This is a genomic window from Rufibacter sp. JT20002 (assembly GCF_056491185.1).
Map to the genome: position 1 here is coordinate 2015616 of NZ_JBSZJY010000001.1, position 25998 is coordinate 2041613.

Below are 25998 nucleotides of genomic sequence, written 5' to 3' on the forward strand. Positions count from 1 at the left end.
AAAGCCAGGGGTACTCAAAGGAGTCGGAAACTTTCACCATAGGTGCCTGTTGCCAAAAATCATATAGTAATCGCTCTGTTTAAGCAGAATACTGATTCCCCCTTTATAGGCCAGCCTTTTGTTTTCTTAACATACATCAAGGCGTACCCCTCAGATTCTCCCCAACTTTGTGTCACAATAAAAGAAATCCAAAACCAAAAACCTGAACAATATGACAACGCACAGTTTAACAACCCAGAAAAGTTCTTCAAAAGCATTGAACATCACCCTTTGGATAGCGCAGGTACTTCTGGCCGGCATGTTCCTGATGTCGGGCTTCATGAAAGTAGCCCAGCCTATTGACCAACTCTCGCAGATGCTGCCTTGGGCCAGCCAAGTGCCAGAAGGACTGGTGAGGTTCATTGGAGTAAGCGAGGTACTGGGAGGGCTAGGCTTAATACTCCCTGCATTGCTCCGCATTAAACCTTTCCTTACCGCCTGGGCGGCCTTGGGCCTTGTGGCCGTGATGGTTCTTGCCTCTCTCTTTCACGCCTCAAGAGGCGAGTTCTCCGCCATCGGGATGAACGTTGTCCTGATCTTGTTGGCTGGCTTTGTTGCCTGGGGACGGTTCAAGAAAGCCCCTATCCAACCTAGAGCCTAATTAAGGTGGACCGGAATCAATTTTTAAAAACACTAGTCGCTTTTTCCGCCATGAGTTCATTGAGTAGTTTCAAAAGCTTCACTGATTCACTTCCCACGCAAAGCAGGAAGATGCCCGTGCTGTTTACCTCGCACGGCAGCCCCTTGGATATCCCGCTTACCAAAGAGGAGAAACCTTTCTGGAATAACCTATACGAGCTGGGCTTGCAGCTGCAGAACAAGTACGAGGTAAAGGCTGCCTTGATTGTATCTGCGCATTGGTGCACGAAGGGTACGTTTGTGAACATCTCCCCTGAGCAAACCCAGATATACGACTACTACGGGTTCCCGAAGGAGTACTACGAGGTGAAGTACCAAGCCAAAGGAGCACCCACCATTGCCCAAGAAGTGAAGAAAATCATTCCCTCGGTGCAGGAAACTCCTGAGTGGGGTCTGGACCATGGTGCCTGGCCTATGCTTATGCACTTGTTCCCGCAGGCTAATATACCGGTGTTCCAGATGAGCATTGACTACCATGCCAAGCCAGAGTACCATTATGAGCTGGGGAAGCAGTTGAAGTTGCTACGGGAAAAGGGTGTGCTCATCATTGGCAGCGGTTCTCTTATTCATAACCTAAGCCTGGCCGGTCAGAAGTTTCGGAGCGGGGACCTGACACCCTTTGGCTGGGAGGCAGATTACGACCATTGGCTTAAGAAGCAATTGGACGAGCGAAATTTCAGCAACCTCATTCAGTACGAAACCAGCCACAAGCTCGGCAAGGTAGCTTCCCCAACCCCTGACCATTATGTACCAGTGCTTTACAGCTTAGGCTTAATGGACAGCAAAGACGAGCTGAAACACTTTTACGAGGAGGCTGTCACCATTCCGGCCTTCAGTGAACGAAGCTTTCTCATTGAGAATAATACGTAAGGAATAAACCTCAAGAGTATCATAAACCAACTAAGTCCGGCTGGGATGTTGCTATCACAAATAATAAACCTATTTAATGTTTCACATCAACTTTAACAGTAAAGCGCTATTGTCAAAGAAGCCTCAAAAACACTATAAAGAACCCATAGAGTAGTAGTAATCAAGTTTTGGTTATAACGGCCGGTTTGTTCGTTTACTGGCCGTTATCACCAAAAACAATTGTAACCTCAGCTAATACTTTCAATCAGGTTATAGAAATTCAGTCTGATAAACTGATAGAAAGGACACAACAGAGACCTCTTTCATCAGTTGGAATTTCTGTTTTAGATACTGCTAACTTCAGTGTTTTCTGTAGGGTGCTTATCTACCTATTGTAATGATTGGGGGCAGCTGAGAGAAAAGTTTGGAGAAAAATTAAATAGAAATCACAGTTGGACCGGGGCTTAGAGGACGAGCTAGAGCTTCTCTGATGGCGGGAACCGTCGTACTTAATGTCATATAGGTATTATCTGAAGCAACCAACACAAGGACTGGAACAGAATACTTCTTAAAGTTTTGCTGAAACTGAAGGTTCTTATCAAAAGTAAGCAGGGCATCAAAATTTTCAGCAAGGAGTAACTGCATTAGCTCTCCATTCTTCTTTCCATTCCAGCCTTTGTCTCGAACAGTGTAGGTTTCATGTTCCGCAAAATCAGTTTTAAGGCGTTTAGGCAAATTCTCGTCAAGCAGCAGTTTCATATAGCTGCTCAATATTCTTAGAGGTTACTAGTTTTTCTGCTATTCCCAAAACGCCAACGGCATGCTCTCTATGTACTGTGGGAAAGTCTTCTAAAAATTCATCTAGGGAAATTCCTTTTTCCAAATGGGCAAACAGAGTTTCAATTGGAACCCGGGTTCCTTTGAAGACTGGTTGCCCTGCCAGGATTTCTTGATCAATAGTGATATAATCTTTAATAGCCGCCATACTTAAATATACGCATATTGTGCAGAAGAAGCGTAACTCACCATTGGCTACAAAACCTCGCCTTGGCGGCTTCAAACTCCTTCCACATTTCGCGCAGAATATCGCCGGCTGGTTTGATGCCGTTGACGATGGCGGCGGCTTGGCCAATCTCTAGTTCGCCTTCCTCCAGGTCGCCCTCATACATGCCACGTTTGGCCCGGCGAGATCCTAACAATTCCACTAGCTCCAGATTAGAAGCCCCGCGTAACTCAGCTGCTTTCACGTCTTGGTAGAACTTGTTTTTGAGCAGGCGAACCGGCGTAAGTTGCTTCAGGGAAAGTTCAGTGTCTCCTTCCTGAGCCGCTACCACACGGTCTTTGAAACTCTGATGCGCACTAGATTCCACGCTGGCCACAAACCGGCTGCCTACCTGCACGCCCTCGGCGCCTAAGGCTAAGGCGCCGAAGATACCGGCTCCGTTGGCAATGCCACCGGCGGCAATCAGCGGCAAGTTCACGGCTTGCCTAACCAGCGGAATAAGGCAGAACGTGGTGGTTTCTTCACGGCCGTTGTGGCCACCCGCTTCAAACCCTTCGGCTACAATGGCGTCTACCCCAGCCTCCTCGCACTTGCGGGCGAACTTCACGTTGCTCACCACGTGCACCACTTTGGCCCCATTGTCCTGAAGCTTCTTCGTCCAGGTCTTCGGGTTACCGGCGGAGGTGACCACCACGGGCACTTTCTCTTCCATGATAATCTTGAAGTGCTCTTCCAAGTCTGGGTACAGCAAAGGCACATTCACGCCAAAGGGTTTGTCGGTCGCCTTTTTGCATTTCTGAATGTGTTCCCGTAACGTATCTGGGTACATGGAGCCAGCGCCAATTAAGCCCAGCCCACCGGCATTGCTCACCGCTGAGGCCAGTTCCCAGCCGCTGCACCAAATCATGCCCGCCTGAATAATAGGATATTGTATGTTGAAGAGTTGGGTGATTCTATTTTGCATGTGCTATCAATAGGTATCTATTCAACCACCAAGTACGGGACATCCAAGGCGCCGGAATATAGCACCACCGGAATGGTTTCTCCAACGGGAGTTTGCTCGTAGTACTCCTGCGTGACAGTGATGTCTTCCGGCTCTTTCCTAGGTCCCCAAGGGGCAAGTGTCAAGTAGTAAGAGGTGGTTTTGCCGTTGGAGATATGTTTGTCCGTTACTTGGGCCTCAAATTCCTTAGGGGCGGAATTGTCTAGCAGAAAGTTTGCCTGCACGCTTACGCCATAACCATAGAACGTTAACAGTCCTAAGAACAAGAAAGCTATTCCAATGCCCTGCCCGGCTTTGAAGTTAAACTCTTTGGTGGCTGCAGCCAGAAGAATATAAAGGAGAAGAGTGGCGCCTACCATCCAAGGTAAAATAGGACCATAGGTAAGTAGCTCTATGTCCATGAGGGCACGTACTGCTAGTGCCGCGCTCACCATGATTATTCCTGCCGTTAAAGAAGGATGGGCACTTTTGTCTTTGGTGTTTAACTTGAAAATACCTTTGTAAAACAGCATCACACCGGCTAATAACAGAGGATAGAGAATACCAGCCAGTATAGCGGCTTTGTAAGGGGTGGGATAAAAATATAACCAGCCCACAATAGCAAATCCCCCTCCATTGAGCCAGGAGGCCAGCTTTCTGGTACCTTCCAGTTTGGCAAGCCTTTCCTGTTCTGTTTCGCCCAAGACGTTGTTCGACAATAACTCTTCTTCTTCCTGGTAGTAGGTAACTTCTTCCAGATTTTGTTTTCGCAACTGAAGCCATTGGATAATTTCCTGGCTCTCTATTCCAACAACCCCAATTTTAATGGTTGGCTTTCCTTTTTCTACGGGATAGACCCTGATATAATATTGATCGGCCTCAAACCCTTTGATCTGGGATAGCAAAAGAACTTTGTTTCCAAATACGCTCACCTGCTCTATGCGGCCCCGGCTTAACAATATCTTGCCATAATGTGCCTCTAGCAAAGTATAAACCATCAAAAGGGAGAAGGCGAGTCCAATAGGAATGAAAATATACTCTGCTCCAGGAGTCAACGTATCATCAATGAAAGGGAGAATGCCTAAAAAAACACCACATGCAATGAAAACTGGGGCTAATAGGTAAACAAAGATGCGCCAACCCAGTGTCATGCGGTACTCTCGGGTGGTTTGGGCAAGGGTGATGGGGTTCATTTTCTTATATCAGATATCACGTTTTAGAAATCTAGGGGAAGGCAAGCTGTGTCTACCCAGACTGGTAAATGTTCGCTGAAGGATACTAAGCGCCTCAATGACTGAAATCAATCTCGGTGCTGTCGCCAATGTTCAGGCGTTGGCTCAGGCCTTTCAGCGCGGAATCTGAACCTACCAGCGAGTCTTCCAGCACCGCATAGCCCAGCTCGGCGTAGCCGCCGATGATGGAGTTGCGCACGATGGTGTAGTTCAGGATGGCGCTCTCCCCGATGGCCACGTTGGGGCCCACAATGGAATTGGAGATCTGCACGCCTTTGCCAATGCTCACCGGCGGAATAATGATGGTATTGGGAAAATCGGGGTACTCGGCGCGTTTGAATTCTGGGCGGTTCAAAAGCGTGGCGTTGGCTTGCAGCAGGGTGTCTTTGCGGCCGCAGTCAAACCAATGGTCTACGGTGTGGGAGACCATCTTCTCGCCGTGCTGAATCATGTGCATGAGCGCATCGGTGAGGTGGTGCTCGCTCTGCGTCCGGATATCGTTGGTGACAATGTACTCCAGGGCCTCGGCAAGTTTAGCGGGGTTCGCAATCTTGTAAAGCCCCACCAGCGCGAAGTTAGATTTAGGGATCTTGGGTTTCTCAATCACTTTGGTGATAAAACCTTCGTTGTCCGTCTCGGCAATGCCGAACATGGTCGGTGTTTTTACCGGTTTCACGGCCAGCATGGTATGCTCCGCCGCGAAGAACTGCTGCATGTCCACATCCACAATGGTATCGCCCAGCTGGATGAGCACGTCTTTCTCATTCCGGAAGGTCTCGCGGGCGGCCCATAAGGCGTGGCCCAAGCCTTCGCGCGGCTGCTGCACTACAAACTCGGCTTCTATATGGGGGTATTTGCGTTGCACATAATGCATGATTTTTTCGCCCAGGTACCCCACTACCAAAACAAACTGCGTGATACCCGCTGCCTGCAGCCGTTCAATGATATGGCCCAGAATGGCTTTGCCGGCAATAGGCACCAGCGCCTTGGGTTGGGTGTGGGTGTGAGGCCGTAAACGCGCTCCCATCCCAGCCACCGGAATTACTGCTTTCATACTACGTTAAAGAAGGCTTTTCATCACAAGCTACGCAATTCTTGTGGTTTTCACGCACAACAGGTGCACAGGAAACATGCCTAACAGGAGATAGGATAACAAAATCTTTATAGTGTTTTTTGAATATTTAAGTAGAACCTCCTTACCTTTAGGTAGGCTCTCCTCTGGCGGATGAAAGAAAGACGGTGCTCCTGTTCTGGGGCTGTTCTCAGGAATCTGCGGTTAAAACGCACATTTTCTCTTCTGTTACGTATAGAGGTTGCCTATAAGTGATAAATACGGATATTGCGCTATAACCTATTCTGATTAAACTACTTCAACTATGAAAAAACTATTGCTTTACCTGGTCGGCTTTGTGATCCTGGCCTCGCAGAGTTCCTGCGGATACAATGAGATGGTGCAGAAAGACGAGCAGGTCGCCAGCCAGTGGGCGCAGGTACAGAACTCCTATCAACGCCGGGCCGACCTGGTGCCTAACCTGGTAAACACCGTGAAAGGAGCCGCCAACTTTGAGAAGGAAACCCTTACCCAAGTAATAGAAGCCCGTTCCAAAGCTACCAGCATCCAACTGAACGCCGACCAACTGACGCCCGAGAACATCCAACGTTTCCAGGAGGTGCAGGGCCAGTTGAGTGGTTCGTTGTCACGGTTATTGGCTACCGCCGAGGCGTACCCAGACCTGAAAGCTAACCAGAACTTCCTAGAACTGCAGGCGCAGCTAGAAGGCACCGAGAACCGGATCTCAGTGGAACGGCAGAAATTCAACACCACCGTGCAGGATTATAACACCTATATCCGGGCGTTTCCGCGCAACTTCTTCGCCGGTTGGTTCGGGTTTGAGAAGAAAGGCTACTTTGAGGCCGCTGCCGGTGCCCAGAACGCCCCAACGGTGCAGTTCTAAGCAACTGTCAAGCAGGACGCACCAGATAACAAGGCTTTCACTTCTGTTTAGAGGCTGATTTTACAAGAACAGCCCCTAAACAGAAGTTCTCTTATTGACTCAGGACTCACCATTCAAGACCCAGAACCTCACACACCATGCCCCGCGAAACCATCACCGAAGCAGATGAGGCCATCATTGTGCAGGCCATTCAGGAAGCCGAACGAAACACGTCCGGCGAGGTGCGGGTGCACATAGAAGACACCTGTGAGGGCGAGGTGTTAGACAGGGCCACCCAGGTGTTTGCCTACCTGCACATGCACCAGACCAAGCTGCGCAACGGCGTGCTGTTCTACGTAGCCATGAAAAGCCACAAGTTTGCCGTCTTAGGCGATGCCGGAATAAACGCCGTAGTGCCCAAGGACTTCTGGGTAGAAATTAACAAAGTGGTAGTAGCCGATTTCAAAGAAGGCAAGTACGCCGAAGGGCTGCGCAAAGGTATTACCATGGCGGGCGATCAGCTTAAAAGTTATTTCCCGTATGCCGGGGACCATAAAGATATCAACGAGCTGTCTGATGATATCTCCTTTGGTAGTAACCTGGACGAAACCTCAACTAAATGAGAAAATCAATCTGGCTTCTGGGGGTATTGTGGCTTTGGGCAGGGCTGGGGCTGGCGCAGGATTTTCCGCCGCGTCCTTCTCCGCCGCGCCTGGTCAATGACCTAGCTGATATCCTTTCCCCGGAGGAAGAGCAGGTGCTGGAACAAAAACTGGTCAATTACAATGACAGCACCTCCACACAGATTGCTGTAGTCAATATCACCTCCATTGGTGGGTACGACATCTCAGATTACGCCTTTAAGTTAGCCGAGCAATGGGGTATTGGCCAGCAAGGCAAGAACAACGGTATTCTCATTCTTACTGCGGTAAATGAACGCCGGGTATTTATTGCTACCGGCTACGGCATGGAAGGCGTGGTGCCAGACGCCATTGCCAAACGAATCACTGAGTACACCATCAAACCCGAGTACCAGCAAGGCAACTACTACGCAGGTCTGGACAAAGGCACTAGTTTCATCATTGATGTGGCCAGCGGCGAATACAAAGCAGACCCCCGGCAACGCCAGAGCGAAGAAGGTGGCGGCATTCCTTTCCTGTGGATCATCATTGGCTTGCTGATTCTTATCTTCATCATTAGCCGTCGCGGCGGCGGTGGTCGGGGTGGGCGTGGCGGCATGCGCACCTTGGGTGGGCCGTTCTTTCCACCTGTGATCTTCGGGGACTTCTCCGGCGGACGCGGCATCTTCGGGGGCGGCGGTGGCGGCTTTGGAGGAGGAGACGGCGGCGGTTTCGGTGGCTTCGGAGGCGGTAGCTTCGGTGGCGGCGGGGCTGGTTCTAGCTGGTAAAGATGATGTAATTACAAAGAGTTATCTTCTTATTAAAACATAAAAGCGTTTTGGGCCCAACTTAATAGAAGTAGGCCCAAAACGCTTTTTCTTTTCCGCGGTTGTCGTTGTCAGCCCCAACAACCTTCTATGCAGCTCAAGATTTTTCTGATGCAGGGAAGTTAATTTTCCATCTGGAGGGAGGAAGTAACGCTTGTAGTTTTCTATAAAACAGAGAAGCCGATCTGGTTGGATCGGCTTCTCTGTTTTATAGGAAGAACGAGTAAGATTACGCGTTACGGTTCATGCAATTCAAGTCTTGGAAGGCTTCTTTCAGGCGGGTAACAAAGGTCTCTTCGCCGGCGCGTAACCAAATGCGTGGGTCGTAGTACTTTTTGTTAGGGCTATCCTCGCCGGTTGGGTTCCCGATCTGGGCTTGCAGATAGTCTCTTTTGCCTTCGTAGTAGTTTTTGATTCCATCCCAGAACGCCCATTGCATGTCAGTGTCAATGTTCATCTTGATGGCACCGTACTCAATGGCTTCGGTGATTTTCTCTTTTTCAGAGCCAGAACCTCCGTGGAACACGAAGTTCACCGGGTTTGCCTGGGTACCGTATTTCTGTTGGATAAAATCCTGCGAGTTCTTCAGGATCTCAGGGCGAAGCTCTACGTTACCAGGCTTGTACACGCCGTGTACGTTCCCGAAAGCAGCCGCTACGGTAAAGCGATGGCTGATTTTGCCAAGCTCTTCGTAAGCATAGGCTACGTGCTCTGGTTGAGTATATAAGTGGGTGCTGTCTATGTCTGAGTTGTCAACGCCGTCTTCCTCTCCACCGGTAACTCCAAGCTCAATCTCAATGGTCATGCCCATTTTAGACATGCGCTCCAGGTACTTGGCAGAGATTTCAATGTTTTCTTCTAATGGCTCCTCAGAAAGGTCCAGCATGTGGGAGCTGAACAAAGGCTTGCCGTGCTGGGCATAGAATTTCTCACCGGCATCCAGAAGACCGTCAATCCAGGGCAACAGTTTCTTAGCGGCGTGGTCGGTGTGGAGAACAACGGTAACACCGTAGGCTTCGGCTAATTGGTGTACGTGGTGGGCACCGGAGATAGCACCGGCAATGGAAGCAGCTTGGCCTTCGTTGCTCAGGCTTTTGCCCGCATAGAACTGCGCACCGCCTTGTGAGAATTGAATAATTACAGGGGAATTTACCGCCTTAGCAGTCTCAAGCACCGCATTGATGGAGTTGGTGCCAATTACGTTTACCGCTGGCAGGGCAAAGTTATTGTCGTTAGCGTACTTGAATAAGTCCTGCACTTCGTCTCCGTACAGAACCCCAGTTCTAAATTTAGGCATGGATTAGCTAGTTTTGGTCTACTAGCAAAACTAACTAATAAATTGGTTAGTTCTAAAGATTCTTGTTGCGGGTTAGTTTCTCATACTCGCGTTCCACGGCGTAATCCTGTGTGCCATGGTAGGCATCATAATAATTGAAGACAAGCCCAATGCCCCAACCAAAGGTCAGCCAGGCGGGCCAAGGCAGCCCAAAAGTGGTGTCGTTCTTTTCCTTGGTAAGAAACCAAACTACCCATACTACTACATTAACCAACGCAAACGTGATGAGATGCCGACGGAACGCCACCCGCTTTTTCGCCAGCTTCCAGAGAAACTTATCTTTTCCTGCTTCCATGCTTTAGTTGGTATATAGTAAAACATAAATATAATGCATGAAGTGAATACATGGGTACTTCGAATGCTAAGAATCGCACAGAATCCCCTCAGGTACAAGCAACGCTTTCAGTCTCAATAAATATTTATACTTTATTTTTAGAAAACAGGCTGAAAACCGTCTGCATCAACCAGTTGCCAAACAAGCCTAAACGTCTAAGCACATTTCCATCACTTTTACCAAGGATTCCTGTCTATAGAACTTCAAGCTTGAAGATCCTTTTTCCCATCTTTCGGCAGAGCGCCTTTTAGACCTGGTGCCGCGCAGGCGGCAGGCCTACTGGCCAAGGCTAAAACAACAGCGCGAAGGCGGAAGACGAGGCCCCGCGGCCTTGAGCCCACCATGCATACTAGGAGGAAATAACTTTCAGCTGAGGATTCAGTTATATAGAGTATCACCATTGCATAGCCGCGGCTTTGCCCGTACCTTCGTTTCCTATGAGTACACCAGACAAACGCCTGTTTCTGCTAGACGCTATGGCGCTCATTTACCGCGCTCACTTCGCCTTCAGCAAGAACCCCAGAATCAACTCCAAAGGCATGAACACCGGGGCCGCACTGGGCTTCACCAACACCTTGGTAGACCTGCTTAATCGCGAGAAACCCACCCATATTGGCGTGTGCTATGATGCGCCTTCCAAGACCTTCCGCCATGATTCCTTTGTGGAATATAAGGCCAACCGGCAGGCCATGCCTGAGGATATTTCCATCGCCATTCCGTACGTGAAAAAGATTGTGGAAGCGTTCGGGATACCAGGCATGATGATGGACGGGTTTGAGGCCGATGATATCATTGGTACGCTTTCCTGCAAAGCCGAGAAAGCCGGGTACGATGTCTTCATGATGACGCCTGATAAGGACTATTACCAGTTGGTCACCGACCACGTATTTGTCTATAAACCGGCGTTTTTGGGCAATGCTATTGAAATCATTGATAAACCAAAGGTGCTGGAGCGCTGGGAAATCAGCGACGTAAAGCAGGTAATTGACATTCTGGGCTTGCAGGGTGATGCCGTAGACAACATCCCCGGAATACCCGGTATTGGCGAAAAGACCGCTAAAACGCTGATTCAACGCTTTGGCTCCGTAGAGAACCTGATTGCCAACGCGCACGAACTCAAAGGCAAGCAGAAAGAGAACGTGGTGAATTTCGCCGAGCAGGGACTCATGTCCAAAGAACTGGCAACCATTCACTTGGACGTGCCCATTGACTTTGACGAGGAAGGCCTACGCTACGATGGTCCGGACACGGAGAAACTGGCCGCCCTGTTTGATGAACTGGAGTTCCGGCAACTCGCTACCCGCGTGTTAGGAACTGCCTCGCCCGCCGTTCCGAAGCCGGTAAGCAACAAGCCTACTGTGGGCAAAGGCTTCAAATCTGACAAGCCCATGGGGCAAACATCGCTGTTTGAAATGCCTGCCGCTGAGACTATCACTCCGGAAGAAGGCACAGACGCTACTGCCGCGGGCGATGAATACGCGCCGCGCCTAAGAAAAACCATTGACACCACGCTGCACGAATACCATCTGCTCACCACACCAGAGCAGCGTCAGCAATTGCTCAAATACCTGAAGCTTCAGAAAGAGGTTTCCTTTGACACCGAGACCACCAGCATTGACGCCATCACCGCGCGTCTGGTAGGGATTTCGTTCTGCTACATGCCCGGTGAGGCCTACTACATTCCGGTTCCACCCAAGGATGAGGGTGCCGCCCGCGAGATTGTGCAGGAGTTCAAAGAGGTGCTGGAAAGCCCTAACATTACCAAGATAGGTCAGAACATCAAGTATGACCTGGTGGTGCTGCAACGTTACGGCATTGATGTGCAGGGACCGCTCTATGACACCATGTTGGCCCACTACCTCCTGGAGCCGGACATGCGTCACAACATGGACCTGTTGGCCGAAACGTATCTGCACTACACGCCTATTTCCATAGAGACGCTGCTGGGCAAAGGCAAAAACCAGCTCACCATGGACAAATTGCCGGCGCTCCAGATTTACGAATACGCCTGCGAAGATGCCGACATTACCCTGCAGCTCAAGAACTATTTTGACCCTCTTTTAGAGAAACAAGGCCTAAAACGCTTGTTCAATGATGTGGAGAATCCGCTCCTACGTGTGTTGGGCCACATGGAACGTGAGGGTGTGAGCATAGACGCTGAGGCCTTGGCGGAGTCTTCCATTGCGCTCCAAACCGATATCCAGGAAATTGAGCAGAAAATCTTCAATCTGGCGGGCATGGAGTTCAACATCGGCTCCCCTAAGCAGCTAGGTGAGGTGCTGTTTGACCGCATGGGGTTGGGCGGAAACAAGATCAAAAAAACCAAAACCGGTCAGTACGCCACCGGTGAAGAGATTTTGTCCAAACTGGCCTTTGAGCACGAGATTGTGCAGCTCATCCTGGATCACCGCCAGTTAACCAAGCTGAAGAGCACGTACGTAGATGCGCTGCCGGCTTTGGTCTGCAACGAAGACAATCGCCTGCACACATCTTATAACCAGGCCGTGGCTGCTACTGGTCGTCTGAGTTCTACGAACCCCAACCTTCAGAACATTCCTATCCGGACGGAGAAGGGCCGCGAGATACGCAAAGCATTTGTGCCGAGAGACGAGAACCACGTGCTGCTCTCTGCCGACTACTCGCAGATTGAGCTCCGAATCATGGCGCACTTCAGCAATGACGCTACCATGAAAGAGGCTTTCCAGAAAGGATTGGACATTCACGCCTCTACGGCCGCCAAGGTGTTCCACGTGCCCGTGGACCAGGTGGACTCTGACATGCGTCGCAAGGCCAAGACCATCAACTTCGGGATTATCTACGGTATCTCGGCCTTTGGTTTGGCGGAGCGTCTGGCTATTCCGCGCCGCGAAGCCGCCGAGATCATTGAAGCCTACTTTCAGGAGTTCCCGGCCGTAAAAGAGTACATGGACAGCGCCATCAACCAAGCCCGCGACCAGGAATTTGTGGAAACGCTGCTGGGTCGCCGCCGTTACCTGCGGGACATCAACTCTCGGAACCAGAACATCAGGGGTTATGCTGAGCGAAACGCCATCAACGCGCCCATCCAGGGTACCGCCGCTGATATCATCAAGATTGCCATGATCAACATTGACCAGTGGCTGCGCGAAAAGAAACTGGCCAGCCGCATGATCCTGCAGGTACACGATGAATTGGTGTTTGACGTGCTCAAAGAGGAACTGCCGGTGGTGCAGCCTAAGATAGAGGACTTGATGAAGCACGCTTTCCCACTGAGCGTACCCATGGAAGTAGGCCTGGGCACCGGCGAGAACTGGCTGCAGGCGCACTAAGCGTTTTAAGGTAGTTTTTCCTAAAACAGGGGAGAAACAAAAGCACCTAAAACAGGAAAGGGAGCTTACGGGCTCCCTTTTCTGTTTATTATATTCAATTTACTCTATTTTGCTTTGAAGGTGATGGTTTCTTCGAAGTCGATACCTCTAGGGTCTGTACTTTCGCCGGTAAGGGTCAGGGTGTTACCTTTAAGCTTCACCGTGAAATCATTGTCTTCTCCGTCTGAAGATCCATAGCTGAACGTCAAGGGGTACTCCCAGTCAAGTTGGTCGTCCTCCAACTGGTAATCTCCGTCTTCTTCCTCTTCCCCATCCAGGTAAACGGTGTATTCCCCTTTCCCGTCAAGTTTGAAGGCAATATCATCCGTGCCTACTGCATCAACGAATAAATCATATACGTTCATCGGCTCATCTTCCCCATCAAAATGAACCTCATGGTCATCCAGAACCCAGGTTTTTTGGGATAACTGAGCTTCAAGGGTTGGTGTTGGATCCTCTTCGTCGTCTTTGCTGCAGGAAGAGGCCAGCAGGGTGAACGCTGCCAGCAGGGTCAGGAGATAAGACTTATTGAACATAGATGGTAAGAAGCTAAGAGATGAAAGATTGGGTAAAGTCATGGCAGTTCAGGTGATTGGACGGAGCGCTGTAGGAGAGTCCCCGTCCAATCGCTTGAAGGTTATTGTGCCTTGAAAACTATGGTTTCTTCAAAGTCGTTGCCGTTTTGATTTGTACCACTTGCGGTAAGTGTTAAGGTGTTTCCATCAAGTTCAAACTCGTATTCAATAAGTTCATCCTCAGATTGGGAATAAGAATAGGTTAGAGGATAATCCCAGATGATTTTATCATCGTCTATTTCGTAATCTCCCTCACCTTCGTCGTCGCCATCCAGAAGTAGGGTAAATTCGCCTTTACCATCCATTTTGAAAGCGATGTCGTCTGTACCAGCTTCTTCATAAACGACCTCTAAAATGTCTTGCGGAGATTGCCCTCTAAACTGAACTTCTTGTTCATCCAGCTCCCAGGTTTTTTGGGATAACTGTGCCTCAATGGATGGAGGGGTATCATCGTCATCATCTTTGCTGCAAGAAGAGAATACCAACGTGAAAGCTGCTAAGATGGTCAGGAGAAAAGATTTTTTTAACATGACAGGGAGTTGATTAAGTGAAACAAACATGTGTATAGGTTAGAAATTGGTTTGCATACTTTACAAAGCCTTGGGTTAATCAAAAGGAAACAGCAAATAGGTGAGTGATAGCCTGTTTTGCGTTCATTATGTTTAATTGGGCGTTTGTAAATGTATAGACCAGCCTTTCTGGAAATACCCCCACCGTTGTTTTAGAAAATAGTTGACTTCATGACGAAACTGGATTTTAGGCGATTGAAGCTGGTAAATCACAGACCGAGGCAGCGCATTTTCTCTTTGTGAAAAAGCAGAAAAAGCGTCTATCTGGAAGCTTCAATTAAAAAGGAAAGATGGAAAAGAGAGGTATACAGCTCCTTGAGTAAAGGAAACCGAAGGAAAGCTTTACAAAATGACTGTCTGGACCGCTGGTTACCTTTTGCTCTCAAGCGATCAGCTTGGAAAGGGAGAGCACTACTTTTTGATTCCGAACTGCAGAGTCATATCTGTCCTCTTTTGCAGGAACGGGTTTAAAAACAGAAGAGGGAGCCTAGGCTCCCTCTTCTGTTTTATGGTAGGTTCAAGACCAGGTGGGTCTAAGGATTACATAGTCTCCAAAGTAACGGTGCCATCAATGTCAAAGGCCCCGAAAGACTCGGTAAATTCGCCATCCAGGCGGGAACCGGATAAATCTGTAATGGTGATTTCCAGATCGTCGCTAGGTAAGCCGTAGGCCTCTCCAATACCGCTAATAGTCAGGATATCCCCATTTAAGGACCAGGTACCGTTGGTTTGCTGAGGATCTGAAGAGTTGCATTTGGTTACCCCTTCGTCTACTAACAATACACCGTTTGCTCTGAATTCCACAAAGTTGTCTCTCTGGCAGTCTTCCAGGTCTTCGTAGAAATCCATATTGCCAAATGGGGTAGATGCATCTAAAGCAGTGATTTGCCACCGTTTATTTTGCAGCATTTCTGCTTGGGATGGAGCCTCATCATCATCGTCACTGCAGGCACTGAAGAACAAAGTGGAGCAGAATAGGAGTAGAAGTAAGCGGTAGTTTTTCATAAGTTCTGGTTAAGGATAGGTAGACGAATTGTTTGCTGTTACGAACTTGAAAACGGGAGAGTTTTAAGGGTAGTATCTAAACCCGCCTGCTGTGGATAAAAAAAGACCAGCCCTCACGACTGGTCTTTGTATGGAAAGGTAGTATCCTCAATCCTGGTTACGGGAAAAGAACTGCCCGGAACTGGGTAATGTCAATGGTAGGGATGGTGGAGTTATACTTTAAGTTGATGGCCTTGATCATCTCATTGGCGATGATGGCGTACCCGCGTGGAGTGGGGTGAACACCGTCAAGTGAGAACAAGTTGCCGGTGATAAACGCAGGAGAGTACGTGACACCATTCATGCTAAAAGGAGTTTGGATGCCGTTAAAGAACTCAAATGCATCAAATATGGCTAAATCATTGGCGTCTGCCGTGTTTCTAATGACTGTATTATAAGCCGTAGTAGCCGCCTGGATTTCTGCTTGCTCATCTGCATCCAGCACCAACGCGCTTGGCAGAGGGTTCTCGGCACTTACTGCAAACATTTTGGTGGTGTCTACCTGGTAGTTCTGCAGCAATCTTCTGATCTCCTGATCTCTGGCCGCGGCATCGGTAGGGAATTTGGCTCTTGCCTGATCACGCCAGTATCTGCCGGTTGGCTGCCCCAAAAGGGCTAAATATGGGGTGGCGGTAAGGGTAAACAGGGTGTTACCAGTAGTTCCTACCCTGATGTCATCCCGAGGGATAAGCTTACGTCCGGCTCCGCTTTTCGTCAGGGCTACCACGGCGGTTACCGCAGATGGCAATCCTGCTTTAAACACCGGGCCAACTGTAGTAAAGAAAGGTACTGAACGCACGTCTGGGATAGTAGCCACAATACCTTTAGCAGCCTTGTTTCTAGCCAGGCCAGCGGCTAGCTGCGAGTAAATGGCGGTGAACTGTTGTACCGGAGTGATGCCGCCAAACGGGTTAGCCGGGTCTACCACCCCACCTGCGGTAGCATAGCCCAATACATCATTGTTCCCAAGCCAAAGCGAGAAGAACGTAGGCTGGGTAGCGAGTACTTTCTGGATATAACTCACCTGACCTACTTCGGTATCGGCTAGTAAGCGCTCAAAGTAAGGGTTCACGCCTCCGTATTGCGGCACGGCGCTGGCTAAAACCGAGATACCCGGAACCCCCCAGTTCTGGACAGCCCCGGTAAACTTGGTTAGCCGCGGACCTCCTGGCAAAGGAGGGGCATCGGTTCTAACCGCCAGATTATTGGTTACTGGAGCCAGGCTAGGAGAGCCACCTGAGGTAAAGCCCGCCAGACGCAGATAACCAGAACCGTTGAATTGCTCTGCGGTGAAGAGAGGCTGAGCAAAGGCTCCGCCCCCCACAAAGCTGAATTGGTTGGCCAGAATATTTGGGTAGGAGAAAATCTGTCCTTCGCGGTAAAGACCGTTGTCTTGGTAACCGGCAGTAAGGGAATTGCCTACGGCTACGTACTTGCTCAGATTCAGCGGGCCAGGGTTAAGGGTAATATCCTCCTCAAACTCAGGCTCGCAACCAGAAAATAAGAAAGCAGTGGAAAGAAGCGCCGCAGCACCCCATCTATAGAATATGTTCTTCATAGTGCCTTAAATTAAAACTTGTAATTGATGCCCACGCCTGGGATGTAAGCAACGGATTTGTACGTGCCGGCTACCCCACCAGACTTGCTGGCGTCATCGGTGCGTTCTTTTTTGTTGATGTACAGGAAGGAAGCGTCAAGGTCTATTTTCTCGCTAAGCGCCAGCGTTATACCGCCAGAAACCCCTCTTGAGTCAGCGTCTGGTGTCTCTGGGGTAAGGTATCCTTCTTGCACCGGTGAGTTGTCATAGTAAGCGCCTGCTCTGATGGTGAAGATATCAGAGAGTTTGTACTGTGCTCCTAGCCGGTAAATGTAAGAGTCTTCGTAGTTACGAGGGCTTTCAGAGAACATCTCGCCGCGTATGCCCGCGTTGTAGTCAAAGCGTAATGATTTGTAGGCACTCCATTCTACGCGCTGTACATCCACGGCAATGGTAAGGGCATCGGTAGGTCTGAAGCCCACTCCCAGAGTGATATTGGCCGGTAAAGGCAGCTTGGCATCAAACTGAGTGGCCTGGAACTGGCTGGTGATAAGCGGAGTAGAAGGTAGCCTGAACGAAACATCGCCTTCCTTCACTTCCATGTCTACCTTAGAGCGGTAGGTAAGGCCCAATGACAGTTTTTCTGTAGGCTGGAAATAAACCCCCAGGTTAAACCCTAAGCCGCTGGCGCCGCCGTCCAGTTCTACCTGACCTTCTTCATAATTGGTGTTTTGCAGCGGAATGCTTCTTTGCAGGTTTACATTACCGGTTGCGTACACAAACCCGGCCCCAAAGCCTAACTTATCTGAAACCCGGTAGCTAACGGTTGGCTGTATAAAGATGGCTTGCAGAGTGAGTTCGTTCAGCCCGAAGCGCCCTTGCCACAGGTTACCCCAGTTCACCGAAGATCCGTAAGGCGTGTACACGCCAATACCAAAGCGGAGCGGGCTTTCTTCTTTCCCAAAGGAGGCATACACCTGGAACGGAGTGCTGATAGGATTGTCTGTGGAGGATTCGGCAATGCCCGGTGCAAGCGCTCTGTACGCTATTTTCGCATTCAAAGCACTTACCCCTAATTGGATGCCGTTTTGCCGAAGATGGGCCAGCGCCCCAGGGTTGAAGAAGATACTGCTCTGGTCTAATGCCAGTCCCGTGCCCACGTGCCCCATGCCTATCTGCTTTTGCCCCTGAAGGTTAGCCTGGAAACCCCCAGCGTTGGCGACGCCTGCCGAGAGCACAGCACTGCCCAGTAAGGCTAAAAATTTACTTTTCATGCGTTTGCTAGTTAAAAATAAGTGTATGTAATTCTTATGGATTTGCTAACCAAATATAGATAAATCAGGCAGGAATTTAGATAGTGTTATGCATAAGCACAATATTTTTTATAAATATTAAATCTGCCGTGGTCCTGATTCTTGCTGTGCAAAGGATTGCAGTAGCCCAATAGCTGCATAGAAAGACCTACCTCAGAAAAAATTGGCTTAGATACCATCTCTTTCTCAGCAATTGCGTTTAGCCATGACTGGCAAAGAGATAGATATTTATGTATGACGTATTAATTGTTGGAGGAGGCCCAGCCGGACTAAGCGCGGCCATGTTACTGGGGCGTTGTATGCGTAAAGTGGCTTTGTTTGATTCAGGTGAATACCGGAACCACTATGCCCACAACATGAACGGTTTCATAAGCCGTGACGGAACTCCGCCGCAGGAGTTTCTGCGCTTAGGGCGCGAAGACCTTGAAAAGTATGAGGTAGAATTCAAGCATACCCGCATTGTGCAGATCACCAAAGAGACCGATCTGTTCAAAGCCACTGATGAGAACGACCAGGTGTACCTTTCAAGAAAGGTACTGTTGGCTACTGGTTTGTGCGATAGATGGCCCAAGATACCCGGTGCAGAACCCTTCTACGGAGGCAGTATCCACCACTGCCCATACTGTGATGGGTTTGAGTCCAGAAACAAGCCCTTGGCGGCCTACGGCAAAAACCGTGATGCCATCGGGCTCTCGCTTTCCCTTAAAACCTGGAGCAGTGACGTGATGCTGTTCACTGACGGTACCAACCGCCTCACCCGTGAAGACCGCGAGTTGCTGGCCCGCAACAAGGTCCAGATTACTACCGCAGGCATTGAGCGGGTAGAAGGCGAAGGCAAGCACATGCAGCGTATTGTGCTCAAAAACGGGCAGGTAGAAAACCGCGAGGTCATGTTTTTCTCCACAGGCTCAGACCAACGCTCAGACCTGGCCCGTCAGCTCCAGTGCGATTTCACCAGCAAAGGGGTGGTAAGAACCTACAAGCACCAGCAAACCAACGTGCCGGGGCTCTACGTCGCCGGTGATGCCGCCCGTGACATGCAGTTGGTGATTGTGGCTGCCGCAGAAGGCACCAAAGCCGGGGTGGCCATCAACATGGAGCTTCAGAAAGAGTTTAGGTTGTAGCCTTCTTAAGAAAGTAAATTTAGTGCTCTTCATCTGGGTGCGCTTTGGGTCTGTTTTTCAGTAAACAGGCTTAAAGCGCACTTTTTGTTTCCTGTAATCAGATGTATACCGATGGCGCTGTAAGAATAGCTATGCGTAAGAATAAAAGAGTAACTCGTTGATAAAGAGGTAAAAAGATTTTGTATATTCAGTATGTTTTACTGAAAAGGTGTTAAAAGCGGCCGCGCAAGGTAGCAGCGTGTGGCCAATGCTTTTTGGAAGTGGACGAGTGGTGTCTCCCCGGCATCCTAAGATTCAATGTATTCTCAAACAATACTTCCCATGAAAACACTTTGTCTTTATCTTTTGGTAAGTGCCCTTGCTGTACATACGTTCGCTCAAACAACCCTTGTTCTTCCCCGTTTGACACACCAGTACCACTGGGGTGGGGAGCTAGGAGCTCCCTCCTGGGTTCTTTTTGGTAATTATGTTCATACCTATAATTCCCGTGGGCAGGAAACAGAACGCGTGCTTTCCAGGGATGGTACTGAAATGCTCAGGACCGTTCACCGGTATGAGAATTTCAGTATAAGGGAAAGATTGGAACAATCTAAATCTTCTAGTGGAAGCTGGGAAACTTCATCCAAATCTACCTACATGTATGATTTACAGGGTAGGGTAATTTATATAATAAATCAAGCTTTAAGTAGTGGGACTCAGTTGACTAATTTGACTAGGGTAATCTATACCTATACGAATGATGACCTTAACCCTACTTCAATTGAGCGCCAAAGATGGAGTGAACTTTATGGTACCTGGGAAACAGACGAAAAAGATGTCAACTTGGTATGGTCTACTGACCCCAATAACCCTTTCAAGTTGCTTAGCTATGAAACCCAAACCATAGATTTTGACCTTGGATGGTCCAGTATAAGAAGGCAAAACAATTCCTATGATCCTGTCACCAGAATATGGACTTCTTCCACTGATTTCGCATCAGCAGGGGGTTGGGTGCCATGGACTCGTACTATTACAACGTTTGATGCTCAAATGAACATCATTGGTTCTCTTACGCAGGAGTGGAACTACGACACTTGGAAGCCTATGGGAGAGATACAGTATGCCCTGACTTACAACCCCGACAATGTCCTAACTGAGAGAATCACTAAAATTAAGATTGTGGGGAGTGGTTCTTTGGATATTATGACCAGAGACGTTTACTCCGATTTTCAGACGTTTGTCATCGCTTCCTCGGCAGAGCAACTGCCAGAGTCTTCGCTGGCCGTTTTCCCTAACCCTACCTCAGATAAACTGAGCATCACACTGCAGGACGTGGGTTTCAAAGAAGCCCACATTCAACTGTTCAGCCTGCAGGGAAGGAGACTCTTTAACACCACCATCTCTAAAGCAGCCATCAGTAACGGAAAGTATGTGATACCCCTTCAGGCAATAGGGGCAGGCATGTACCTCCTGCACATCGTCACTGATACCAACAAAGAAATCTCACGACGTGTAGTGAAGCAATAAGAAAAGGGGAGATTCAGATAGGAGTATTCTGCTTTAGGCCTGTATTCTAGAAATTGGCTTTAAAGCAGGGTGCTTTTCTATGGGAAATTCTAGGTAAATAGAAGTGAATTAAGGAGTTGTGTGGTCTGGTTCTGCTTTTGCGGCAAATAAGGATTTATGAAAAAAGTATCTTTGAGCATAGGGGTAAAGCGGAGAGGAACTGTCACACCATAACAGCTATCCAAAAAAATCTTTGTAAAAGGAAATGGGTAAGGCTGCTGGAGAGTAATTTCTTTCATCCATCATTCAGAAATACTTAAATCAAAAGCCCCATGAGAACTCTTTACATTTTTGTACTGCTATTTGCCTTGTGCGTGAGTGCCTTTGCGCAAACAACCATCACGGTGCCCCGCAAAACCCAATATTATGTATGGAATGAGGATGCTACTCCTGCAGCCTGGCAAGGAGCGGGAGCCTATACGCACACCTACAACAATCGGGGACAGGAAACAGAGCGCATACATGCCACCGATGCTATCAATATATCCAGGTCGGTGAATACGTATGAGAACTTCGTCTTGAAAGAAACCATAGCTTATAACTGGGACATGCTCTCCAGTTCCTGGAAACCAACCTTTAAAGCTATGTACGCGCATGATGCCCGAGGGAGGGTAGCTAATACAACTTACCAAAGTAGTACAGCCGGAGGACCTTTAACCAACACTGTTAAGTCAATTTATCTGTACAACGGCAACGAGACTAAATATCATACTGTGGTGCATCAGGCCTGGGAGCCTGCCAGTGGTACTTGGATGGATGATGAAAAAGATACCAACATCATGTGGGCATCAGATCCGGCACACCCTTTTGGAATCATCATGTATGAAACGCAAATCTTTGATGCCATAATGGGCACCTGGACAAACAAGGAACGCGTGAACACCTCCTACAATGCCACCACCAGAACCTTGGTCATGACCACAGAGGAGGCATTTAATTCCGCTTGGGTGAACAGCGACCGGGAAACCATTACCTATGATGACAAAAAGAACGTCACCGGCATGCTTACCCAAGAATGGAGAAACAATGCCTGGGAGTTTGACAGTGAGTCACAATACGTGCTTACCTACAATGCCAATAACGTACTTACCGAGCGGATCACCAGAATAAGAGAAACTGCGGGTGAGGAGATGGCCAACGCTTTCAGAGAGGTGATGAGTGATTTCCAGACGTTCAACATCATGAAATCACCAGAACAATTACCAGAGTCTTCCTTGGCGGTTTTCCCTAACCCTACTACCAATGCTTTGAAAGTGGCCCTGAGCAGCGTGGAGTTCAAAGAGGCTCAGGTAGAACTGTTCAACCTACAGGGGCAAAAAGTGTACAATGCCGCCATCTCGCAGCGTTCGCTGGCCAGCGGGGCGCATGTAATCCCTACCGAGCACTTGTCATCGGGGATGTACATTCTTCACATCCTCACGGATAATAACAAAGAAATATCCCGCCGGGTGGTGAAGCATTAAGGAAAACACCTCCTAAACAGGAAAGCCCGGAGCCTCTGATCAGGTTCCGGGCTTTCCTGTTTAGGAGCGATAGGTACTGCCTAGGTTCTGCTGGAGGCTTTGCTTCTCTTTTGGGAAACCTTCCGGAAAACGCGGTCGGTTAGGCAGTATTCGTGCCCTTCCACCAGCAGGTGCATGATCAGGTTCTCAACGGCAATGGGTTCTCCCTCGTCTACGTCCTCTAAGTTAGAATAGCGCACATGGGAGCTGTCCATGATGGTGACCACTGCATTCCCGAAGACCTCTACGTGCTGTCCGCCTTTGATGATAATGCCGGTTTCCTCGCCAAGGCCAATGCCCACAAATTGGGGTCGTTTAGAAACCGCGTGTGCCAGGCGGCCAAAACGGCCTCGCTCAGTAAAGTGGGTGTCAATGAATACATTCTTGATAAAGGAAAGTCCATCGGTGGTCTTCACCTCACCTTTGAGGAGGGAGTAGTAGCCGTAGCCTTCATAGATCATGCGGTCAGACATGGCGGCGGCCCCGGCACTGGTACCCGCAATGGTAATTTCCTCTTCTATGAAACGGCGTTGCATGAGCTGGTGCAGTTGGGTGCCGGCCAGAAACTCTTTCAGCCGCAACTGGTTTCCGCCGGTGAAGAAGATAACCTCAGCCTTGGCAATCCGCGACAGGTACTCGGGTTTGTCTGCCTCGTTGTCTTCGTCAATGTGCATAAACCGCACGCTGGTACAGCCCAGTTCTTCAAACGCCTCTTTGTACGCCTGCCCAGATTCCATGGGCTCCAGGGTGGCCGTGGTGATCACTTCAATGTTGGAGTTAATGCTGCAAAGCTCAGAGCGGATCAGGTTGATTAAACCATCATCATCGCCGCCGCCAAGTGCTATAAGGGTTCCTTTAGGTGTTTGCATAGGTTGGGTAAATAGGAGGTTGAGGGGTTCTGCCGGCGCAGCTTGGTTCTTTGTCTGCCGTGTGGGCGAAGCTGTTGAACGTATCAACGTAGGCCTTTGCACAAGGATGTCAAAATAAAGCAAAAAGTAAAGCAGGCAAGCGTTTCTGGCCTATTTTACCGCTTTTTGCCTTAAAGCCGTACACCCGAAGGCAGCGCCAAGTTCCAACGATGTAGGTCCCGCATACGTACCTGCAAGTGTTATGAAGATAGAGCAATTTGAAGACAAAGGCCTGGCCCAGTTCTCTTACATCATCATGGATGATTCTGAGATTGCGGTGATTGACCCGGTGCGTGATCCGCGGCAGTACGAAGAGTATGCCATGATCCATGATGCCAAGATTGTCGCTATTATAGAAACGCATCCGCACGCAGATTTTGTGAGTGGGCACCTGGAGTTGTCAGAGGCCAAGCAGGCTGCTATCTACGTGAGCAAACGGGCCAAAGCCAGATACAAGCACCGCACCTTTGACGAAGGCGATAACCTGAAAGTAGGTACTGTAACGCTGCACGCCCTCAATACCCCCGGCCACTCACCAGACAGTATCTCCGTTTTGCTGCGCGACGCACAAGGCAAAGAGTACGCTGTCTTCACCGGCGACACCCTCTTTGTAGGCGATGTCGGTCGGCCGGATTTGCGTGAGAACGCGGGTAATGAGACCCAGGCCCGCGAGGAACTGGCCCGGCAGATGTACCGCTCTACCCGGCAGAAACTCATGCTGTTGCCCGACCACGTAGTAGTGTACCCGGGCCACGGAGCCGGCAGCCTTTGCGGAAAAGCCCTAAGTGACGCCAAATCCAGCACCATCGGAAACGAAAAGCAGACGAACCCTGCCTTGCAGGAGATGACCGAAGATGCTTTTGTCTCCTACCTCACCACCGACCTTCCGTTTGTACCTAAGTACTTTGAGTTTGATGTGCACCTGAACCTGAAAGGCGCGCCCAAGTTCCAGTCGGCGGTAAAGCAGGTACCCATTATTGAAGCCAACCATAAACTGGACAGAAGCTGCCTTATCATTGACACGCGCCCTCAGGCCGTTTTCAAACAGGGACATCTGGCAACGGCCATCAACCTGCAGGAGGGACCCAAGTTTGAAACCTGGTTGGGCTCTATTGTAGGACCAGAGGAGCACTTCTACCTGGTAGGAGAGGATGAAGAGAAACTGCGCGAGTTAATTGGCCGGGCGGCCGGTATCGGCTATGAAGACCTGATTGAAGGCGCCTTGCCCGTGTCTCCAACCGGTACGCACCAGTTACCACTACTAGACGTGGAAGCCTTCAGAGCCAATCCCGAGGCCTTTACCATTGTAGACGTTAGAAACACCAACGAGGTAAAAGAAAAGAAGGTGTTTGCCCACGCCTTGGAGATACCGCTGCCAGAACTCCGCGAACGGGTAGACGAGATTCCGGTGGATAAACCTATTGTAGTGCATTGTGCCGCCGGGTACCGATCTGCCGCCGCCGTCAGTATTGTGGCACAGGCTATCACAAACGTTCCGGTCTATGACTTAAGCGAAGCTATCAAAGAATTCAACGGGGACTCGAAAGCGTAACCAGACCAAATTCAAGGATACTTTATCACTCCCTGCTTTAGGGCCGTTTCCTGTAGAACGGCCCTAAAGCAGGGATTCTTTTTTGCTACTAGTATGGGTGCCAGAGCAAGGTAGGGTCTGATGAATACTTCCTTTTCAGCTTTTTCAGGCACTTCCAAGATTTAGGGGAAAGTCAACTTTATGGCCGAAGGGGATGGCTGTTTCACGTAAAACCTATAACTTCGTAAAGGACCGGGTTTTAGGGGCATACTGTTGGTATAACCCAAGGCCGCTCCTGCTTCTTTTTACTTTGAAATGACAAAGTGCTGCTACCAGCCTTGTCACCTGTTGCCATGCTTTCATTCTTTCGTATTTCCTTCCTTTGCCTTTCCTTTTTCCTGTTTGTTTCAGCGGCCTCCGGGCAGATCTTGAATGTGGAGAAAGCCCGGGTAGAAAAAGACTCCTCCAACTACTTTACCGGAAAACTAGGAGTGAACCTGAACCTGTTCAACCGAGCTGTAGGCAAAGAAGGGAAAACCGACCATTACGTGGGACTTACCGGCAACGGGAACATTGGGTACGTGTCTGAGCACAATACGTATCTCCTGCTGGCCTCCTACAACTATGTGCGCCTGAAAGGCGAGACCCAGGTAGAAACCGGTTACGTTCATGGCCGGGTGACCTTCAACCGAAGAGACCGCCTGTCTTATGAAACCTACGCCCAGGCTCAGTATGATTACAACCGGGGTTTGGAACTGCGTATGCTAGCCGGGGCCGGCATCAGGTTTGCCGTGGTGCAGAAAGAGAATATCAAGTTCAATCTGGGTACTGGGGTTATGTATGAGTTTGAACGTTGGCGCAACCTGGAAGAAGACCGCTACATTGAGAAGAACATTCCCAAGCTCTCTAATTACGCCAGCATCAGGCTGCCTTTGAATCCTTTTCTGGAGCTGAGCACCATTCATTATTACCAGGTGGGGTATGACCAGCCGGCAGGTATGGCCCGGCACCGGTTCAGCGGAGACCTGTCTGTGATCATGAAGATCAACAACCGGTTTCAGCTCACCACCAACTTCTCGCACACCTACGAGAACCGGCCCATTGTGCCCATTCCCAATTACCTCTATAGTCTCACCAACGGCATTCAGCTAAGTTTCTAAAGGCTAGACGGCAGGGCGTGTTTCTGGTCTGTTTCCTTGCATAGTGCC

General features: G+C 49.4%; 24 protein-coding genes. 11 read left to right on the top strand and 13 right to left on the bottom strand.

The genetic code is table 11. The annotated features are described in order from the left end of the window. Positions 1-211: 211 nt before the first annotated feature. Together ACW9SV_RS08025 and ACW9SV_RS08030 are read left to right on the top strand one after the other, a co-directional pair. The gene (locus ACW9SV_RS08025; protein ID WP_479556216.1) at positions 212-640 is read left to right on the top strand and encodes a DoxX family protein; all 429 of its coding nucleotides are present in this window, start codon (positions 212-214) and stop codon (positions 638-640) included. A gap of 50 nt (positions 641-690) precedes the next feature. Next, a complete protein-coding gene (locus tag ACW9SV_RS08030) occupies positions 691-1548 on the top strand; it encodes a dioxygenase family protein (RefSeq protein WP_479556217.1) in 858 nt (285 codons plus the stop codon). 414 nt (positions 1549-1962) lie between these two features. On the opposite strand, the gene ACW9SV_RS08035 is transcribed toward ACW9SV_RS08030, so the two are convergent. The 5 genes from ACW9SV_RS08035 to ACW9SV_RS08055 form a co-directional block, all read right to left on the bottom strand. Beyond that, the gene (locus ACW9SV_RS08035; RefSeq protein ID WP_479556218.1) at positions 1963-2286 is read right to left on the bottom strand and encodes a DUF5615 family PIN-like protein; all 324 of its coding nucleotides are present in this window, start codon (positions 2284-2286) and stop codon (positions 1963-1965) included. Continuing rightward, complete coding sequence (locus ACW9SV_RS08040; RefSeq protein ID WP_479556219.1) at positions 2270-2512, bottom strand: DUF433 domain-containing protein; 243 nt, start codon at positions 2510-2512, stop codon at positions 2270-2272. The genes ACW9SV_RS08035 and ACW9SV_RS08040 overlap by 17 nt, the downstream gene beginning before the upstream one ends. 37 nt (positions 2513-2549) lie before the next feature. Next, on the bottom strand, positions 2550-3494 hold the full coding sequence (locus tag ACW9SV_RS08045; RefSeq protein ID WP_479556220.1) for an NAD(P)H-dependent flavin oxidoreductase: 945 nt from the start codon (positions 3492-3494) through the stop codon (positions 2550-2552). Between the two features lie 17 nt (positions 3495-3511). Continuing rightward, positions 3512-4705, bottom strand: coding sequence for a hypothetical protein (locus ACW9SV_RS08050; RefSeq protein ID WP_479556221.1), 1194 nt, complete (start codon positions 4703-4705; stop codon positions 3512-3514). A gap of 94 nt (positions 4706-4799) precedes the next feature. After that, complete coding sequence (locus ACW9SV_RS08055; protein WP_479556222.1) at positions 4800-5798, bottom strand: sugar phosphate nucleotidyltransferase; 999 nt, start codon at positions 5796-5798, stop codon at positions 4800-4802. Positions 5799-6120: 322 nt separating this feature from the next. Between ACW9SV_RS08055 and ACW9SV_RS08060 the strand changes: the two genes are divergently transcribed. The 3 genes from ACW9SV_RS08060 to ACW9SV_RS08070 all read left to right on the top strand — a co-directional run bounded on the left by ACW9SV_RS08060 (position 6121) and on the right by ACW9SV_RS08070 (position 8086). Then, positions 6121-6699 carry a LemA family protein gene (locus ACW9SV_RS08060; RefSeq protein WP_479556223.1) on the top strand — a complete coding sequence of 193 codons (579 nt, stop codon included), beginning with the start codon at positions 6121-6123 and terminating at the stop codon, positions 6697-6699. Between the two features lie 137 nt (positions 6700-6836). Beyond that, a complete protein-coding gene (locus tag ACW9SV_RS08065) occupies positions 6837-7301 on the top strand; it encodes a TPM domain-containing protein (protein WP_479556224.1) in 465 nt (154 codons plus the stop codon). Then, positions 7298-8086, top strand: coding sequence for a TPM domain-containing protein (locus ACW9SV_RS08070; RefSeq protein ID WP_479556225.1), 789 nt, complete (start codon positions 7298-7300; stop codon positions 8084-8086). The genes ACW9SV_RS08065 and ACW9SV_RS08070 overlap by 4 nt, the downstream gene beginning before the upstream one ends. A 268-nt stretch (positions 8087-8354) precedes the next feature. Here the strand turns inward: ACW9SV_RS08070 and fbaA are convergent, their stop codons facing one another. Next, positions 8355-9422, bottom strand: coding sequence for a class II fructose-bisphosphate aldolase (fbaA, locus tag ACW9SV_RS08075; protein ID WP_479556226.1), 1068 nt, complete (start codon positions 9420-9422; stop codon positions 8355-8357). 52 nt (positions 9423-9474) lie between these two features. After that, positions 9475-9756: a 2TM domain-containing protein gene (locus ACW9SV_RS08080; protein ID WP_479556227.1), complete on the bottom strand. Its 282-nt coding sequence runs from the start codon at positions 9754-9756 to the stop codon at positions 9475-9477. 476 nt (positions 9757-10232) lie between these two features. On the opposite strand from ACW9SV_RS08080, the gene polA reads away from it, so the two are divergent. Next, on the top strand, positions 10233-13103 hold the full coding sequence (polA, locus tag ACW9SV_RS08085) for a DNA polymerase I (RefSeq protein ID WP_479556228.1): 2871 nt from the start codon (positions 10233-10235) through the stop codon (positions 13101-13103). 104 nt (positions 13104-13207) lie between these two features. Here the strand turns inward: polA and ACW9SV_RS08090 are convergent, their stop codons facing one another. From ACW9SV_RS08090 to ACW9SV_RS08110, 5 genes are all read right to left on the bottom strand, one after another. Beyond that, on the bottom strand, positions 13208-13678 hold the full coding sequence (locus tag ACW9SV_RS08090) for a hypothetical protein (protein WP_479556229.1): 471 nt from the start codon (positions 13676-13678) through the stop codon (positions 13208-13210). A 101-nt stretch (positions 13679-13779) separates the two neighbouring features. Further along, on the bottom strand, positions 13780-14277 hold the full coding sequence (locus ACW9SV_RS08095; protein WP_479556230.1) for a hypothetical protein: 498 nt from the start codon (positions 14275-14277) through the stop codon (positions 13780-13782). Between the two features lie 549 nt (positions 14278-14826). Beyond that, entirely contained in the window at positions 14827-15291 is a 465-nt protein-coding gene (locus tag ACW9SV_RS08100; protein WP_479556231.1) for a lipocalin-like domain-containing protein, read from the bottom strand. A gap of 157 nt (positions 15292-15448) precedes the next feature. Then, positions 15449-16888: an SGNH/GDSL hydrolase family protein gene (locus ACW9SV_RS08105; protein WP_479556232.1), complete on the bottom strand. Its 1440-nt coding sequence runs from the start codon at positions 16886-16888 to the stop codon at positions 15449-15451. A gap of 11 nt (positions 16889-16899) precedes the next feature. Continuing rightward, a complete protein-coding gene (locus ACW9SV_RS08110) occupies positions 16900-18141 on the bottom strand; it encodes an OmpP1/FadL family transporter (RefSeq protein ID WP_479556233.1) in 1242 nt (413 codons plus the stop codon). A 269-nt stretch (positions 18142-18410) separates the two neighbouring features. Here ACW9SV_RS08110 and ACW9SV_RS08115 point away from each other — a divergent pair, with 269 nt between their 5' ends. The 3 genes from ACW9SV_RS08115 (at position 18411) to ACW9SV_RS08125 (ending at position 22312) form a co-directional block, all read left to right on the top strand. Continuing rightward, complete coding sequence (locus ACW9SV_RS08115; RefSeq protein WP_479556234.1) at positions 18411-19304, top strand: NAD(P)/FAD-dependent oxidoreductase; 894 nt, start codon at positions 18411-18413, stop codon at positions 19302-19304. A 708-nt stretch (positions 19305-20012) separates the two neighbouring features. Beyond that, positions 20013-20810 carry a T9SS type A sorting domain-containing protein gene (locus ACW9SV_RS08120; protein WP_479556235.1) on the top strand — a complete coding sequence of 266 codons (798 nt, stop codon included), beginning with the start codon at positions 20013-20015 and terminating at the stop codon, positions 20808-20810. A 311-nt stretch (positions 20811-21121) separates the two neighbouring features. Next, positions 21122-22312, top strand: coding sequence for a T9SS type A sorting domain-containing protein (locus ACW9SV_RS08125; protein ID WP_479556236.1), 1191 nt, complete (start codon positions 21122-21124; stop codon positions 22310-22312). 80 nt (positions 22313-22392) lie between these two features. Here the strand turns inward: ACW9SV_RS08125 and ACW9SV_RS08130 are convergent, their stop codons facing one another. Continuing rightward, on the bottom strand, positions 22393-23220 hold the full coding sequence (locus ACW9SV_RS08130; protein ID WP_479556237.1) for a cyanophycinase: 828 nt from the start codon (positions 23218-23220) through the stop codon (positions 22393-22395). Positions 23221-23461: 241 nt separating this feature from the next. Here ACW9SV_RS08130 and ACW9SV_RS08135 point away from each other — a divergent pair, with 241 nt between their 5' ends. Together ACW9SV_RS08135 and ACW9SV_RS08140 are read left to right on the top strand one after the other, a co-directional pair. After that, positions 23462-24811, top strand: coding sequence for an MBL fold metallo-hydrolase (locus ACW9SV_RS08135; protein WP_479556238.1), 1350 nt, complete (start codon positions 23462-23464; stop codon positions 24809-24811). A 332-nt stretch (positions 24812-25143) separates the two neighbouring features. Beyond that, on the top strand, positions 25144-25950 hold the full coding sequence (locus ACW9SV_RS08140; RefSeq protein WP_479556239.1) for a DUF481 domain-containing protein: 807 nt from the start codon (positions 25144-25146) through the stop codon (positions 25948-25950). Positions 25951-25998 lie beyond the last annotated feature (48 nt).